Here is a 17,130-nt window from a genome sequence, read left to right as displayed (position 1 = left end):
AGACCTTGCTCAAGCTTACGGTAGCCTGTTTGCTATTCATCGCTCAGGTGGATGCTGCTGTATTTGCACAACATGCTACCATTCAAGTCAAGAATGAGTCTTTAGAGAAGGTATTTGAAAGCCTACGAAAGCAGACCGGCTACGACTTTCTATACGTCGCCTCCGATTTACAAGGCACAAAACCTGTCACACTTCAATATACGAATGCATCGATTATTACGATTCTTGATGCGATGTTCGAAAAACAGCCAGTCACCTACTCCATCAAAAAAGATATGGTATTGGTCAAGCGTAAAAATGCGCTTTCTAAAGCTACAACAGCACGGCAAGATACAAGTACACGTCGAATTACCGGTGCCGTGCGCGACGAGGTAGGAACTAATCTGGCGGGAGCGTCAGTCACCTTGAGAGGAACGACGACACAAAGCACCTATACAGATGCTGCGGGCAAGTTCGCCTTAACCGTCCCTTCGAGAGGCACATTACAGATTTCTTACGTGGGCTACCGCTCTACCAGTATCCCATTGGACGATAAAAACCACTATGACATTGTTTTGGCAGACTCTTCTAATACGGTGGAAGAGGTAGTCGTCACGGCATTAGGCATAGAACGGAAGCGTAAAACACTAGCCTATTCGAGTGCGGAGATTAGTGGATCTTCGCTCAATGAAGCGCGAGAAACAAATGTAGCCAACGCATTGACCGGAAAAATAGCCGGAGTGGATGCGACACAAATAGCCTCTGGCCCGGGGGGGTCTAGTCGGGTGGTGATTCGGGGAAATGGATCACTAAACAGCAATCAGCAGCCATTATATGTGATAAATGGCATCCCGATGAACAATAATAATAAAGGTGGCGGTACCAATACGACCGGACTGAATATTGACCGTGGTGATGGTATCTCAAGTCTTAATCCCGACGATATCGAGTCGATGACGGTTTTAAAAAGTGGTGCTGCAGCGGCTTTGTATGGCAGTCAGGCAGCCAACGGTGTTATCTTAATTACTACCAAAAAAGGAGCCGCTCGACAAGGCATCGGTATCGAATTCAGATCCAACGTCATGGTCGGCACGCCGAGTGCCTACCCTAACTTTCAATATAAATACGGATCGGGCAATGACGGGGTTAAGCCAACGACACAAGCCCAAGCGCTCAGCGCCGGTCGCTTATCGTACGGTGCGCCGATCGATGGATCACCCGTAGTTCAATTTGATGGCGTAGTTCGTCCTTATTCTGCCGTAAATGTGAAAGACAATATCAACAGCTTCTACCAGCCCAGCGTAGATTTCACGAACTCCCTGGCCTTTAGCGGCGGATCCGAAGCAATCAATTATCGGGTATCGCTCTCCGATTTACGTTCGCAGGCACAAACACCTAACTCTACATTCAAGCGAAAAACAGGCAATCTGAGCTTACAATCTAAATTAGGTAAAAACAACTTTCTGGAACTAGAATCTACCATCCAATATAACTTAGAAAATAGAAATAACATTGCCGGAGTGGGTTATGCGGAACGCAATCCTTCTTGGGCGGTCTACTTGATCGGTAATACGGTAGACATCAATTCCCTGAAGCCAGGGGCAGACGCCAATGGAAATGAAATTCCTTGGAATCCAGTACCAGCGGCACCTAACCCTTGGTTTGTCGTTAACAATACCGGAAACAGCGATGCGCGCGACCGCTTCATCGGACAGTTTTCTGCCAAGGTCAACTTCACCGACAACCTATATGCTCGTGGTACAATAGCGCGCGACTGGGAATCGATTGATTACATGGATTATAGTCCAATTGGAACAGCTTTTACGCCGCGCGGTCTATTTAACTCCAACCAAGAGCAAAACGTAAAAACAAACTATTTAGGTATCATTAATTATGCACCAGAAGTTTCCGAAAATTTTGGTGTGAATCTGATGGTGGGTGGTCAGGCAGATCGGAATGCGTATACCTTAAGCAGCATTAGTGGTCGTGAATTTATCGTTCCGAATTTCATCAGCTACACCAACCTGTCGGTGTTGGACAATCCCAACAGAATAGATACCCGATGGGGCACCAACTCCGTTTTTGGGCAAGCAGATCTCAACTACAAATCATTTTTAAACCTGACTTTGACTGGCCGTCAGGATTGGTTTTCGACCTTGAATCGGGAGATGAACTCCATCTTCTACCCTTCTGTTGGCGGTAGTTTCATTGTCTCAGACTTAGTGACGCTACCTTGGAAAATGAACTTCTTGAAGCTGCGCGCCAACTGGGCGCAGGTGGGCAGTAGTAACGTTGGACCTGGAGATGTAATCCGTATGTACGAAATACGGACAGGCGGATTTCGCGGAATTACTGTGCAAGACGGAACCAGCGACCTGATCGATGTCAATCTTCGTCCGCTGACGGTAACTACTACCGAAGGTGGATTTGAGATGAATTTTTTCCAAAACCGATTGGGTATCGATGCGACGTACTACAGCCGCATCACCACCGACGACATTCTGAAACCAAATATCTCTCAAACGAGCGGATTTCTGTCTGGATTTATTAACGCAGGGAAGATTGCCAACAAGGGCGTCGAGTTAATGGTGACAGGAACTCCTATACAGAAAAACGATTTCAGCTGGAATGTCACCTTTAATTACACGTACAACCAAAGTAAAATTGTTGAATTAGCTCCCGGATTAGAATTTGTAGAAGTCGGAACGGGTATTTCAGGCGCTGTACGCATCTTGAATGCAGTAGGAATGCCTTACGGAACAGTTCGCGGATGGAAGTTATTGAAAGACGAGCAAGGCCGCCAGGTCTACAACGCCACCAGTGGCTATGAGGAGCGTATAGAAGCCGATCTTGGAATTGCTAATCCGCCGCATATGTTGGGGTTAAATAATCAATTCCGCTACAAAGATTTCTCTTTAAGCTTCTTATTGGACGCCAAATTTGGTGCGGTAGCCTTCAACAATATGTGGACCTATGCGATGCGATTTGGCCTCACCCAAAACACCTTACCAGGAAGAGATAATCCAGAAGGATTATTGGTGGAGGGCGTCGACAAAGAGGGTAATCCATTTAGCAAACTATGGCCTCAGGATCAACTAGACACCTATTATAATAATCGTGGAGTGATGTATTCCGAACTCCAAACATTCAGCACCGACTTTGTGAAACTGCGTGAACTGATCTTCAGCTATCGTATTCCTGGAAACAAATTGGGTATCCGTGGTATCGAATCGGCAAGTATTGGTCTGGTCGGACGTAACCTTGCAATTCTGTACCGGGACAAAGCGGTACGGGAAGCAGGCTTGGATCCGGAAATGCAGCAGACGGTGGGTAATGCGACCGGTACTGCCGGCACGGGTGAACCACGAACCAGAAATTTCGGATTCAATTTAAGTGTTAAATTCTAACAGACGCTATCATGAAAACAATTCTATCTATCAGAATACGGCATTTTGTCTACAGCAGCTTGGCTATGCTCGGTTGCATAAGCTGCAACCCGGAATCGCTTACAGAAATGAATCGAGATGTAAACCGCATCGACGAAGTTATTCCAGAATTTATGTTTACGGGCGCCTTGTTGGATCTACCGCAAGACAGCTATACGGTGCTTGCGCAAGGCATGCAGTACTTTTCTACGTACAAAGAAGTCGCTGGTGTTGGCGACAAATATTATAGCTTTAATGGTACGGAAGCGCCATTCTTTTTTTACACCGGTACGACCGTAGACAATATCTGGATCGGTAAACTGAACCGGCTGTATCAAATCCGTGGAGAATTAGAGCGCCAAGCAGAATCTGGTGTAGATAACACCAATAAGCTGGCGCTAATCCGTATTCTACGTGTCTATTTCTACCATCAGTTGACTGATGTAGCGGGCGACATTCCATATTTCGAAGCTCAACTCGGCGAGACGGGTACGCTAAGTCCTAAATACGACACCCAACGCGAGATTTACGAAGACCTGTTGAACGAACTGGACGAAGCAGCGTCTGCGCTGAACGAAGCCAGCCCAAGTTTTGGGAGTGCCGATTTATTCTATAATGGCGATGTGCTGCGCTGGAAAAAATTTGCTTATACCCTCATGCTACGCCTCGGCATGCGCCTTACCAGAGCAGATGAATCGTTGGCACGCACATGGGTACAACGGGCAATCGCCGGTGGAGTCATGTCGGCAGAAAGCGATATGGCTTACATTACTTACGCCTCTACTCCAGGAAGCCTCAACTATAAAATCAATGGCTATATCAACGGAAACTACAACACGCCCGGAGGTGATAATGTGGAAGGCGGAAAATATGCCGCAACGTTTATTAATCATCTCAAAAACACCAATGACCCGAGGTTGCCGGTATTATCGGTGGTGTGGGTGCGCAATACCGACGGGTCCTACCGAGCGGACAATAGCGTAGCTGCGCAACGCGGAATGGTCAATGGAAGTTTGAATACCTATCCATCTGATTTCGACAGCTATTCGGAGCCTTCCAGATTGTATCTGAACAACACTTCTCCTATCATCATCTTAGGACCTGCCGAAGCACAATTGCTATTAGCAGAGGCTGCCATCCGCGGTTGGTATAATGGCACTTCTGCCGAGGCGGCTTATAACCAAGGAGTCACCTTTGCGATGAAGCAGTGGGCACTTTGGCCAGATGTCGCACCGCATAGCGGACGCATTTCAGATCAGCAAATCAGCAACTATTTACAGAGCAACCCATTCCTGTCTGCTGGTAGCTTTGAAGCGCAATTTGCCCAGATTAATACGCAGAAATGGGTATCACTTTTTGGGGACGACTACGAAGTTTTTGCCAACTGGCGACGCACCAACTACCCGCAACTCATGCCGGTAAACTATCCCGGAAATGTGACCGGCGGACAAATGTTCAGGCGTTTTTCCATTCCATTGAATGAAAACCTCACCAATAAAGCCAATTATTTGGAGGCTTTGCAACGACAAGGATTCTCAGAATTTACGGGCGACAACCTGACAACACGGGTTTGGTGGGATAAGAACGAACAATAAAGCAAGATCAATAAACAGAAGGGCGCTGTCAAGCACACGCTTAACAGCGCCTCTTAAAAGAACATATAGCATGGAAAGAAGAGAAGTTTTAAAATTGGTTTCGGTTGCCACACTTATGGGCGGCGTATTAGGACCTAAAAATATAGCAATTGCTGCGGCACAAACGGCGGAAAAGGCAGTTCCGCGCAACCTGTTTCAGGAATTAGGCATTCGTACGTTTATCAATGCACGAGGTACCATCACAGCGATGACTGGATCGCTCATGCAACAGGAGGTGCTAGACGCGATCCAATCTGGTGCGCAAGAGTTTTGCATGCTGGATGAGGTGCAAGACAAGGTGGGCGAAAAAATCGCCGCGATCGTTCATTCAGAAGCAGCAGTGGTCACTTCAGGAGCATTCTCTGCCCTTACCTTAGGCTTAGCTGGTGTACTAACTGGTCTAGACGAAAAAAAGGTGAAGCAATTGCCCCATCTTGCCGGCACTGGTATGAAAACGGAAGTGATTTGTCAAAAATCGCACGACATCGTCTACAATCAGGCATTAACCAATACTGGTTGTAAAATGATCATGGTAGAAACAGAAGCAGAACTAGAAAATGCTATAAATGATCGTACTGCACTGTTATTTTTCCTCAATATTGAAGCCGATAAAGGCCAAATCAACCACGAGAAATGGGTAGCAATCGGAAAGAAACATGGCATACCAACCATGATTGATATTGCGGCAGATGTACCACCAGTGTCCAATCTTTGGCGATTCAATGATATGGGATTTGACTTGGTCTGTATTTCTGGTGGTAAAGCGATGCGTGGACCACAGAGCGCAGGCATTCTCATGGGCAAAAAAGCGATTATTCAAGCGGCACGCTTAAGCATGCCTCCACGGGGTTTTAATATTGGCCGCGGCATGAAGGTGAACAAGGAAGAGGTTTTGGGAATGTATGTGGCTCTGGAGAAATTCGTGAATCAGGATCATGACGCCGTCTGGAAAGATTGGGAGTCGCGAACAGCACAAGTAGCCCGAACGGTAGAGTCTGTTGAAGGGATCACCACTCGCGTGTTTGTCCCTCAACTCGGTAATGTAACGCCCAATCTGGAAATATCTTGGAAACCCGAGCAGATTTCACTCGATGGAGAATCACTAGCTAATAAGCTACGCAACGGAAATCCTTCTATTGAATTAGGTGAGGTAAAAGCGAATAACGTTTCACTGACTGTATGGATGATGAAGCCGGGCGAAGAGCAAATTGTGGCTGACAGATTGAAGGAAGAACTGCTGAAAGCCAGCGGCAAAGCAGAAAAAACTGCCTAGCCATAATCCAAAAAAGATATCCTATGAAAATACGCAAGATACTACTGGCAGGACTGCTTCTGATAGCAAGCAGTCACGCCAATGCCCAAGAATATGATTTGGTGATTAAGGGAGGACACGTCATAGACCCCAAAAATCAAATTGATGGCATTATGGATGTGGCTATATCCGATGGCGTTATCGCTGCTTTAGCTCAAAACATCGACACTGCACAAACCGCACAAGTAGTGCATGCTCAAGGTTTGTACGTCGTTCCTGGACTGATCGACATTCACACGCACCATTTCTGGGGGACGCGATTGGATCAGAATTATATGAACGGCCCGAACGCCTTTCCCCCTGATGGATTTACTTTTCGGAATGGCATCACCACCGTGGTTGATGCAGGTAGTTCCGGATGGAGCTCTTTCCCCGACTTTAAAAAACAGACAATAGATCTCTCTAAAACTAGGGTATTGGCTTTTTTGAATATCGTGGGACAAGGCATGCGGGGTGGTGCTTACGAGCAAAATACGGCTGATATGGATGCTAAAATGAGTGCGCTAACGGCCAAACAGTATAAAGAGCATATCGTAGGATTCAAGGTAGCACATTATGAGGGTTACGACTGGACGCCGGTCGAGCAGGCCGTTCGTGCTGGAAAGTTAGCCGGTGGATTACCCACCATGGTAGATTTCGGCGGAAGTAATCCCACGCTACCTATCCAAGCGCTATTTATGGAAAAGCTTCAGCCAGGTGACATTTTTACCCATGCTTTTGCGCAAATCGGCGGGCGAGAATATATAGTCGATATGGACACCGAAAAGATCAAACCCTTTGTACATGAGGCGAGAAAGCGCGGCATCGCTTTCGACGTAGGATATGGCGGGATCAGTTTTGCTTTTTCTCAGGCCATCCCAGCCATAAAAGAAGGATTTTATCCAGATGCAATCAGTACGGACATCCATATAGGTAGCATGAATGCCGCCATGAAAGACATGCTCACCGTGATGGATAAATTTCTAGCCATGGGCATGCCGTTGAATGCGGTCATCGAGGCCTCTACTTGGAAACCAGCGCAGCTTATCAAGCGAACAGAGCTCGGTAATCTTTCTGTGGGTGCACCCGCAGATATTGCGGTATTGGGGATTCGTAAAGGCAACTTTGGCTTCTTTGATTACATCGGACATCGTATTACCAGCCAACAACGCCTGGAATGTGAAGTAACGATCCGGGACGGTAACATTGTTTATGATTTAAACGGATCAGCCTATCCTTTGAACATGGATTTCAAACGCTATATACGCGACGAAAATCGGCGTCGACAAAGTATGCGAGAACATTAAACCTACTAAAGCATTGAGCATGAAAACATATATTCTGTTTGTCTTAAGCTTTATTCACTTAAGCTTTTCATCTAAAGATCCATCCTACGCATCTATGGAAAAAATCACAGAAACTGAAGTTGCGAAAGTGATGGAGCACTTCCGTCTCGCTTTGCTGAAGCCAGAGTCCGACGCGCTTCGGAGGCTTACGCATCCCTATCTCACGTATGGACATTCTTCTGGTCTAATCGAAGATCAAGAGGAATTTATCCATTCGCTCACTTCTGGAAAGTTTCGGTTTCAGAGTTTGCAATTCCAAGATGCAGATATACGTATTATCGGATCTACGGCCATTGTGCGACACATCATGGCTGGCATAAGCAATGATCGGGACAAACCACCGGGAACTATTCATCTGCACGTGGTACTGGTATGGCAAAAGAATCAAGGTAGCATCCAGCTCCTGATGCGACAAGCGGTCAAACTTTAACAGCAAAAAACATGATTATAAATCCACAATCTATAAAACAACGTTGGTACCGACTGCTTCCCGTCGCGTTCATTACCTATAGTTTGGCGTATCTGGATCGGGCCAATTTTGGTTTTGCTGCCGCAGGCGGTATGACGGAAGATTTAGAAATCACGCCAGCCGTAACTTCGCTTTTGAGCTCTTTATTTTTCTTGGGATATTTCTTTTTTCAAATTCCGGGAGCACATTACGCGGCACAGAAAAGTGCCAAGCGGTTAATATTTTGGTCGCTCATCTTATGGGGCACCTTCGCCACTGCCACTGGTATGGTGAATGATGTAAATTACCTGATTGCCATCCGGTTCATGCTAGGCGTCGTCGAGAGTGCGGTGATGCCTGCCATGCTGATCTTATTGAGCAATTGGTTTACCCGCGCAGAGCGCTCACGTGCCAATACAATCCTGATTCTGGGAAATCCCGTCACCGTATTGTGGATGTCTGTCGCTTCGGGATACTTAATCGATGGTCTAGGTTGGCGCTGGATGTTTATAATACAAGGACTCCCTGCCGTTGTATGGGCGTTCTTCTGGTGGAAACTGGTGGATGAAAAACCTGCAACAGCCCAATGGCTAACAGATGATGAAAAGCAGTCGCTAGCCAATGCATTTGATAGCGAACAACAAGGCATCAAGAAGGTCACCAATTACTTACAAGCCTTTGGCTCTAGAATAGTGATTGTATTGTCGTTGCAATTTTTATTGTGGAATGTAGGCGTTTATGGCTTCGTGATGTGGTTGCCTACAATTATCAAATCTGTGCCAACTATAGATATCGTAGCTACCGGCTGGTTGGCGGCGGTACCTTATTTATTTGCCATCGTAGGTATGCTTATCACTTCATTTTTTGCAGACAGAAGCCGTAGTCGTACGCACTATGTATGGCCGTTTCTGGTGATTGGTGCAATTGCTTTTTATGTATCTTACGTACTTGGATCAAGTCATTTCTGGTTGTCGTACGCTTGCCTCATTATTGCTGGAGCAGCTATGTACATTCCCTATGGTCCATTCTTCGCTCTCGTGACCGAACTGCTTCCGCGCAATGTCTCGGGCGGTGCGATAGGGCTGATCAACAGTATGGGGGCACTTGGCTCATTTGGCGGCGCTTATCTTGTAGGTTTACTACATTCGTGGATGGGACACTTTGGCGGCGCTTACCTTTTTATGTCGAGTTGCCTACTTGCTGCCGCTTTGCTCACGCTGCTATTATACAAAGACAAAAATAAACTACCTATCAAAGAATAATTATTATTTAAACGCTAAATCAAAAAAAGATGAAAAACAACAACAACAACGGACGTCGGTCATTATTAAAAAAACTAGCGGCTTCAGCTGCTGGAGTTTTCGGTGCCGGATTCTTGGCAAAAGCAGAAAATTCACTTCCTAATTCAGAAAAACAAGTTGGCAACATTACCACTGACCAAGAAATCCCGTTATTCTCAGGTCATACCAAACATGGAAATATGGTATTCGTGGCCGGCAAAGGAGCACATTTCGAAGGCAGCGTCACGGAACATACCAAACATGTATTGGATGAACTCGAAAAGGAATTAAAAAATGCCGGATCATCTATGCAGAAAGTACTGAAGGTTAACGTCTATCTAGCTGATCTTGCTGACTACAATGAGATGAATGAAGCCTATCGCGGAAGATTTGGAAATAAGCCACCCGTAAGAACAACAGTTGCAACTTATGGCGGAGTACCGGGCAACTCACTGGTGGAAATGGATTGTATAGCATATGTGTAGAAAACTGACTTTAGTTGCTCCCGCATTAGTGTTGATCAACTTTCTCCTCTTCTTTCTGGGCACTACCACTGCGCTGGCGCAATCCATCCCGAAAGAAGAGCTTATCTACCTGACCAAATCTTGGTCGGGAGAACGTTTTGAAGATGGTCGACCAAAAATTGCGGATAGCTGGATCGCTCGTGCACGGGAGATCGGATTGGACGATGCTTGGACCATTTTACGAAATGCGGGGTATCACAACCAGTTTGTGAGTGGATGGAAACAAGTGCATGATCATGTGCCTGTTGTTGGAAGAGCGCTGACCGCGACCTTTATGCCTAGCAGACCAGACGTGGACGAACATATTCTAAAGCGCGGTCACGCTTCGGGAAGAACCGGTAATACCAACACTTGGCCTATTGAGATGTTGCACAAAGGCGATGTGTATGTGGCCGATGGTTTTGGAAAAATTGCTGGTGGCACATTGATTGGCCAAACGTTGGGTAATGCTATTTTTAATAAAACAGGTAATGGAGTAGTATTCGATGCCTCCGTACGCGATCTAGAAGGATTGTCGGAGATTGACGGCTTCAACGCTTTTGTGCGGGATTTTCATCCTTCTTTTCTGGAAGAATCTACCTTGATGGGCGTTAACACCCCTACCCGTATCGGCCAAGCCATCGTGTTGCCTGGTGATTTAGTAATGGCGCAGCGTGAGGGTGTGCTTTTTATCCCTGCACATTTGGTGGAAGATGTGGTGGTGAAAGCAGAATTTATAATTCTTCGCGATAAGTTTGGATTTGATATGATTAAATCCAATACCTATACAAGTGGGCAGATTGATAATCAATGGACTTCCGAAATCAAAACGGCCTTCCTAAAATGGTTAGACCAACATCCGAGCGAGCTCAAAATGACTCAGGGCGAACTGGATAGAATCATGCAAGACCGAACCTGGTAAGGTGCTAAAAACTTCTCAGCGAGCTGGCTGAGAAGTTTTTTACTCCATACGTTTAATATAAGTGTCTACATACCTTCAGTATCGTTGGTGTTAAGCGTATGGCAATATATCGTTATTTGATAGCCAATCTATGGTCAATGCTCAGACTGTCGCTTACAATTTTACCCTCATACTATTTCTTGTCGTTACCGCATCATTTTTCTACGAATTGGAAATAGTTACGAATGCGGATGCAACTATGTGGAAAGGCTAGTTTTGCTAATCCATCACATCCAGAAAAAAGACAGCGTCCATACGTGCGGAGCTTGGATGCTGCCAAATGAAAATGCAACGATGCTGCGAGGCTTTGGATTTTACAGCAATAAAAGCCGGTAGATAATATACTATAGCTGAAGCTTTATTGTTTTTTACGGCAATTGTTAAAATACATAGGCATGATTACCGCGGAACGTTTGTGCCTCTGGCTCTCTTTTGATCGGATCATATTTTCCAGGATTATGAACTATTGTTCCGCTTATTGTAAAGCTGCCTTGATTTATGATTAATCATCACTGTTTGCTTACGTTGTTGTACTCATCTTCAGTTACCGGATCTAGCCATACTGCTCCCCCAATGTTGGTATTTGTGCCAATTGCTATATGCGTCATGGATTCTGTGGGTGTTGCTCCATGCCAGTGCTCGATATTTGCCGGACATTTAACGACGGCGCCCTTTTCTATAATTTCTATAGGCTTCCCTTTTTCCTGATAAAGCCCTTGTCCTTGGGTGACTAGTAAGATTTGTCCGCCTTTATGGTAATGCCAATTTGTCCTTGCACCGGGTTCAAAAGTTACCGATCCAATGATAACATTGTGAGCAGTATCTGTCTCTACAAGGTAGTTTAACCATACTGTTCCTATGAAATTGTCATTGGTTACTTTATCACCTTTTGAAAATGCCATTTCGGAGTTTGATTTTGTACTTTCAAATTTTTCTTGCTTTGCACGGTTGCACGATATGCATACCATTAAGCCCCATCCTATTATGCTATACGAAACATTTTTATTCCACTTCATAGTTTCCAATTTTTGTTTATCTCTGTTTACGAAGCACATCCTTTAGCACTTTTGATGCCGAGGCAGCTTCGTCTTTACCAACCTGTTTTTCTATTACATCTACAAAATGACTGAGTTGAGATGAGGTAAGACCAATGTTTAAGCAAATCGTTAGATGTGATTGCAACATAGGTTCCACACCTCCAATAGCACTCAGTACAGATACTGTTACAAGTTCTCGCTCTTGATAACTGAGAACATCGCGTTCAAAAAGATCTGCAAAAAGATGCTCTTTTAAAAAGACTTCAATAGTTGGGGCAAAAGCGGCATATCCAGTCTTTGTTTCCTTTTCGGCCACACCCGTCAGTTGTTCCAGAATAGCCTTTCCGCGATCATATTTGGAGATATTGCTATCTATTGGAGTTGCCTGATCACCGAGCTGGTCTTCTATACCGTTGGCTTGTCGCTGTTCAATTGTAGCCATCATTGTTTGTAAACCACGAATACTACGGGGAAAGCCAGCGTAGGCATAAACGTGGATGATTGCTTCTTTAATGGAGTTGACAGGCAATCCGGCATCTAGTCCCTTATTCAAACACACATCCAGATTTTTAAGATTGCCTTTTGCTGTAGAGGCAGCAATTGCCACTAAGCTCTGCTGTTGAGTGCTCAACGAATCTTGAGCCTGCGCTGCACGTGTGCTTAAAGTTGTCAATAACGCAAATAAGATTGTTGTTAGCAGGAATTGATATTTCATTGCTATTTAAAGTTTTTAACTATATAACAGAACTAATCATACATTTAATTTACTGAAGATTAGAGTATTTACCATTAGTTACCCGGTGTGAGCAATTTGCTAAATGACAGTGATCCAAGCTTCCAATCACCATTTTGCCGTATGTATACTTCCGTAACCATAAAGGGGTTCGTTACCTCATTGCCGCCGACTACTGCCTGTAAGTCGATTCTATTGAGAAGTATAGCAGAATTATCAATGATATTAACAGAAACTTCGTGGATATCGGCCTTTTTATACCAAATCCCACCACTTTTTATGATATCAAGTTCCTTTTGTTTGTCCCACGATCCTCCCATATGGACGAACATTGACTTTTCATGGAAAAGATTATCCAAGTGGTTAACGTCCTTATCTGCCATCCATCGCCACTTATCCGCTGATAGCTTTATTAGCGCTGCTTGCGTGGTAGCGTCTTGCGCAAACGCGCTGAAGGTTCCAAGGATCAGGAAAAGAAGACTAAAAAAAAATGTTTTCATGACATGATTGATTTAAAATATATTCTTAAAGATTTTTGCTGTAAAAATCCATTAGTTTATTTACTGTTTGAGAAACATATTCATCTTTCCAATATGTTTGGATATGTGTCGCTCCATCAAGTAGAAAAAGTTCTTTATTTCTTGCATTAATTGCTTTAGGAAATGCTTCATCTGTCATGTATTTGGTGTCAGATTTACTGCCCACTATCATTAGTAACGGTTGATTGATCATTTCGATACCAGCAGTTGCATCCCAGGTCATCAGATCCATCAGGCTGCTTGTGGTGTATAAAAATGTGGAGTTTGGGTGCGCGTGTGTGCGATAGTAGTACTGATAACCTTCGCGGTAAAGATCAGTAGGCGTATTAGCTATTTCCTCATCTGTAATACTTGCTACTCCAGAATACTTAATTTCTTCGCCAGCAGCTTCTTGAGCCCTTGCTTGCGAAGCTTGTTCCAAGCGATTTTGGATTGTATTCAATTGGCTATTCTGGAACCCGTTGCGTCTTACCTCACCAGAATTGAACATGCTCAGGGTTGCAATAGCTTTTAGACGTTTGTCAGACTGTGCAGCTTTCAACGTATAACCTCCGCCACCGCAAATTCCTAGCGCACCAATTTGATTTGCGTCTACACCATCAAATCCGGCAATAAAATCTGCCATCCCGTGGATGTCTTCCGTTCGGTATTGAGGTTTGTCAGTATGTCTTGGCTGGCCACCGCTTGCACCTTGGTATGAAGCGTCAGCTGCCATGGTGATGTATCCTGCTTCTGCCAATCGCTGTGCGTAGAGACCTGCAGTTTGTTCCTTAATTCCTCCATTTGGATGAGCTACAACAATAGCTGGATATTTTTTAGAGGGATCATAGTTTGCCGGAGTATACACGTTTGCAGAGACCTCTATCCCGTTAAGTTTGTAGGTTGTGGGGTGTATATTGACTTTTCCGTGCTCGTTTTTAGTTAGTGCATCTTCATAAACAAGACCAAATGGGCTCTTTGATTTGTTCTGTGCTGAGCTTACGATGCCCGCCGTCATAAACATAGCTACAATGATATATTTAAACTTTTCCATTTATATTTTATTTGTGTGTGTATTCTATTTTACAGAATTGATTTTCAACAGCCAATCCTGCACTTCCTTTTCTACTTGCTGTTTTTTTTGGCCTTCCATCACCAGTAGAATATCCTCTCGTTCTTTGCCGCCCTGAGTGCTATATCCTTCGAGCATCTTACAACCAGAACATGCCTGTGCAACTTCTTTAAAACTGCTACCTATTCCATATCCTGCATTTGTATTAAAAGGTATAACTGTTTTGCCACCTAGCTCATTATCCTTTAAAAAACTCTTTATAGGTGGGGGCAGTTGCATGCCCCAAGTTGGAAAACCGATAAATACAGCGTCATACCTTTCCATGTTATCAATTTTTGTTTTGAGTGGCGGCAGATACCCGGCGCTATTTTCTTGGGCAACCTGATCTACCGTAGTTTGGTAGTGATCTGGATAAGGTGTTTCCAGTTCAAGGGCAATTAAATCCCCACCGACTTGTACATGGATCAGTTCCGCTAACACCTTCGTGTTCTTGGTTCTAGTTAGGTAGACGACCAATACATTTTTATCTTCCCATCCCTGCTTGGATTCTATTGCCGGTCTATCATGGTTTATTGCCACGGATTGAGCCCTAGTGCACGAGAATTCGAAATGGCATATCATTAAAACAAAACCGTATAATAGCTTATTTTTCATCTTACATCTCTTATCTATACAAAGGTCTCTATCATATAGCAATTGATGCGGATACAGATTACGGATATTGCTACCAATATTACCTATCCAATTTTTTCTGCTTTAGCCAAGTCATCAATTCTTCCGCTATTTGCCTGTTATTGAGATCTGCAAATGGAAAATGTGTATTGCCCATGATTCCTTTTTCAGGTAGATGTACAATCGTCACATCTCCCCCGTGTTTATTGACTGTCTGTGCCCATAGTTTTGCCATTTCTAGTCCAGAGCGCCAGTGATCCTGATTCCAGACCTCGGTAGACTCCTTAGCAATATTATCTCCGTAATAAATGATAATTGGAATACGGGTGAGTTTTATAAATTCAGATAGTGGAATCGCTGTACCTTTCAGTGCGCCAAAAAGTCCAGATGATGGAATAGCCTCAGGCAATTCTTCCGACGGAAATAGAAATCCACTATAAGGTTCGTATGACACCACAGCTTTGATCTTGTCATTCCTGATTGCGGCCAGCCAACCCGGTCCGCCCCCCTGTGAATGGGTGACCAAAACTCCGTGTCCGATTTTGTCAAATAAGCTGGATACTGCCGAGGTGACAACATCGGGGTCAAAGTCTCCCGTATTAGGAGTCATCTGCCTGTAAAACTGTTCCATAGATGCTTCGTCTTTAGGAAACTGTACACCGGGGAAGTAGTCGGGATAGTTTCCTATGCGAAACTGGGTAAACCAGAACTGCTCATCGGCTACAGGTTTTATCGTCGATTCAACTGTGCTTCTGCCGGCGGCACCTCGGCGGGGCTGATCAAGCAAGTAGATTGGGTACTTTTTACGGAGAAAAATTGTCTGGAACCCTTCTCTGCCATCAGGCGTTGTTTCCCACGTTTTTTTTGACTGTCCAGCACCATGTAAGAAAACTAAAGGTAGCTTTCGAGAACTAGCCGGTATTTGGTAAAATACGTAGGCATGGTCTCCATGGAAAGTTTGTCCCTGAGGATTCAAGGCATCTTGTACATCAAAAATACCTGCTTCGGATTTTATTATGCCCCCTACTGCAAAACTGCCCTGTTGTGAAATACGGATAGGTTTAAATTGTTCCTGTGCGTACAGCAATGTCGAAGTACATACAAGAATGCTAAATGCAAGAAGATATCGCGAAATATTTTTCATGATGATAAGTTTATTTTCCAACTCTATTTTGTAAATCAAATGGGTATCTCTCCCCCTGTATGGTCATTTTCGAAGTAACATCTTTAATGTGCTGAAGATCTTCCGGCGATAGTTCAACAGCAGTAGCTCCGATATCCTCGGCAAGGCGCTGCTGATTTGTCGTCCCCGGAATAGGCACGATCCATGGTTGTTGTGCCAACAGCCATGCTAATGCTACTTGAGCCGGACTGGCATCTTTCTTTGCAGCTATACCTTTAACCATTTCTACCAGCTTTTGGTTAGCTTTTCGATTTTCGTTTGAAAAGCGCGGCACTATATTTCGAAAATCTGTAGCATGAAAAGTAGTTCTTTCATCAATAGCACCAGTCAGAAAGCCTTTGCCTAATGGGCTAAATGGGACAAAACCAATGCCTAGCTCCTGCAAAGTAGGGATAATTTCGATTTCTGGATCGCGAAAGAACAATGAGTATTCACTCTGTAGTGCAGCGAGTCTTTGCTCAGCATGTGCTCTCCGTATGGTTTCAGATCCTGCTTCGGAAAGTCCCCAATGTTTTACTTTTCCTTCCCGGATCATATCCCCTATTGTTCCGGCCACTTCTTCGATAGGTATTTTTGGATCTGTCCTATGCTGGTAGAATAGATCTATGCAGTCAGTACGCAATCTTTTTAAAGATTCTTCTATTACGATTCTGATCCTTGCCGGACTGCTGTCCAGACCTTTCTTTGAATCCCCATCTTCAAAGCCAAACTTGGTGGCAATAACTACTTTGCTTCGAAAAGGTTCAAGAGCTTCTCCCAATAGTTTCTCGTTATCGAACGGACCATAACACTCGGCCGTGTCAAAAAAGGTGACACCTAATTCATATGCCGATCGGATCAATTTTATCGCCTCTTTTTTAGGGATAGCTGGGCCGTAGCCAAAACTTAGTCCCATGCATCCTAGGCCTAGTGCTGACACCTCCAATCCGCTATTTCCTAATGTCCTGATTCTCATGTTTTTTATAATTATTTTTTAGATATCCAGCTTTCTTTCACTCAGCGTTTTTACCATATTTGGATCTTGGTGATCAAAAAATAGGCTTGATCC

Annotated in this window: 15 protein-coding genes; 8 read left to right on the top strand and 7 right to left on the bottom strand. The window is 44.4% G+C overall.

The annotated features are described in order from the left end of the window. Nucleotides 1–5 precede the first annotated feature (5 nt). The 8 genes from GKO22_RS15630 (at nt 6) to GKO22_RS15595 (ending at nt 10,828) form a co-directional block, all read left to right on the top strand. Nucleotides 6–3,386, top strand: a complete 3,381-nt coding sequence (locus tag GKO22_RS15630; protein ID WP_166336675.1) for a SusC/RagA family TonB-linked outer membrane protein — start codon at nt 6–8, stop codon at nt 3,384–3,386. A gap of 11 nt (nt 3,387–3,397) precedes the next feature. Continuing rightward, on the top strand, nt 3,398–4,999 hold the full coding sequence (locus GKO22_RS15625; RefSeq protein WP_166336673.1) for a SusD/RagB family nutrient-binding outer membrane lipoprotein: 1,602 nt from the start codon (nt 3,398–3,400) through the stop codon (nt 4,997–4,999). 70 nt (nt 5,000–5,069) lie between these two features. Then, entirely contained in the window at nt 5,070–6,311 is a 1,242-nt protein-coding gene (locus GKO22_RS15620; protein ID WP_166336671.1) for an aminotransferase class V-fold PLP-dependent enzyme, read from the top strand. 23 nt (nt 6,312–6,334) lie between these two features. Beyond that, the gene (locus GKO22_RS15615) at nt 6,335–7,636 is read left to right on the top strand and encodes an amidohydrolase/deacetylase family metallohydrolase (RefSeq protein WP_166336669.1); all 1,302 of its coding nucleotides are present in this window, start codon (nt 6,335–6,337) and stop codon (nt 7,634–7,636) included. A 19-nt stretch (nt 7,637–7,655) separates the two neighbouring features. After that, nucleotides 7,656–8,105 (top strand): nuclear transport factor 2 family protein, encoded by a 450-nt coding sequence (locus tag GKO22_RS15610; RefSeq protein ID WP_166336667.1) that lies wholly within the window; start codon nt 7,656–7,658, stop codon nt 8,103–8,105. A gap of 11 nt (nt 8,106–8,116) precedes the next feature. Next, nucleotides 8,117–9,385, top strand: coding sequence for an MFS transporter (locus GKO22_RS15605; protein ID WP_166336665.1), 1,269 nt, complete (start codon nt 8,117–8,119; stop codon nt 9,383–9,385). 29 nt (nt 9,386–9,414) lie between these two features. Continuing rightward, the gene (locus GKO22_RS15600; protein ID WP_166336664.1) at nt 9,415–9,888 is read left to right on the top strand and encodes a RidA family protein; all 474 of its coding nucleotides are present in this window, start codon (nt 9,415–9,417) and stop codon (nt 9,886–9,888) included. Then, nucleotides 9,881–10,828 (top strand): RraA family protein, encoded by a 948-nt coding sequence (locus GKO22_RS15595; protein ID WP_166336662.1) that lies wholly within the window; start codon nt 9,881–9,883, stop codon nt 10,826–10,828. Before GKO22_RS15600 ends, GKO22_RS15595 begins: the two co-directional genes overlap by 8 nt. Before the next feature lie 548 nt (nt 10,829–11,376). Here the strand turns inward: GKO22_RS15595 and GKO22_RS15590 are convergent. The 7 genes from GKO22_RS15590 to GKO22_RS15560 all read right to left on the bottom strand — a co-directional run bounded on the left by GKO22_RS15590 (nt 11,377) and on the right by GKO22_RS15560 (nt 17,037). Continuing rightward, entirely contained in the window at nt 11,377–11,883 is a 507-nt protein-coding gene (locus GKO22_RS15590; protein WP_240920341.1) for a cupin domain-containing protein, read from the bottom strand. Nucleotides 11,884–11,899: 16 nt separating this feature from the next. Then, entirely contained in the window at nt 11,900–12,619 is a 720-nt protein-coding gene (locus tag GKO22_RS15585; protein ID WP_166336660.1) for a carboxymuconolactone decarboxylase family protein, read from the bottom strand. Nucleotides 12,620–12,693: 74 nt separating this feature from the next. Then, nucleotides 12,694–13,137, bottom strand: coding sequence for a nuclear transport factor 2 family protein (locus GKO22_RS15580; protein WP_166336658.1), 444 nt, complete (start codon nt 13,135–13,137; stop codon nt 12,694–12,696). Between the two features lie 25 nt (nt 13,138–13,162). Beyond that, nucleotides 13,163–14,209 carry an alpha/beta hydrolase gene (locus GKO22_RS15575; protein ID WP_166336656.1) on the bottom strand — a complete coding sequence of 349 codons (1,047 nt, stop codon included), beginning with the start codon at nt 14,207–14,209 and terminating at the stop codon, nt 13,163–13,165. Nucleotides 14,210–14,233: 24 nt separating this feature from the next. Next, the gene (locus GKO22_RS15570) at nt 14,234–14,881 is read right to left on the bottom strand and encodes a flavodoxin family protein (protein WP_166336654.1); all 648 of its coding nucleotides are present in this window, start codon (nt 14,879–14,881) and stop codon (nt 14,234–14,236) included. Nucleotides 14,882–14,960: 79 nt separating this feature from the next. Next, nucleotides 14,961–15,986 (bottom strand): alpha/beta hydrolase, encoded by a 1,026-nt coding sequence (locus GKO22_RS15565; RefSeq protein ID WP_240920340.1) that lies wholly within the window; start codon nt 15,984–15,986, stop codon nt 14,961–14,963. Nucleotides 15,987–16,053: 67 nt separating this feature from the next. After that, complete coding sequence (locus tag GKO22_RS15560; RefSeq protein ID WP_166336650.1) at nt 16,054–17,037, bottom strand: aldo/keto reductase; 984 nt, start codon at nt 17,035–17,037, stop codon at nt 16,054–16,056. Nucleotides 17,038–17,130: the final 93 nt, after the last annotated feature.

Origin of the sequence: Sphingobacterium chungjuense (genome assembly GCF_011316935.1) — a bacterium.
Classification (GTDB): Bacteria; Bacteroidota; Bacteroidia; order Sphingobacteriales; family Sphingobacteriaceae; genus Sphingobacterium; species Sphingobacterium chungjuense.
The sequence above is the reverse complement of the archived record's forward strand: the minus strand, read 5'-3'. Positions and strand labels throughout refer to the sequence as shown.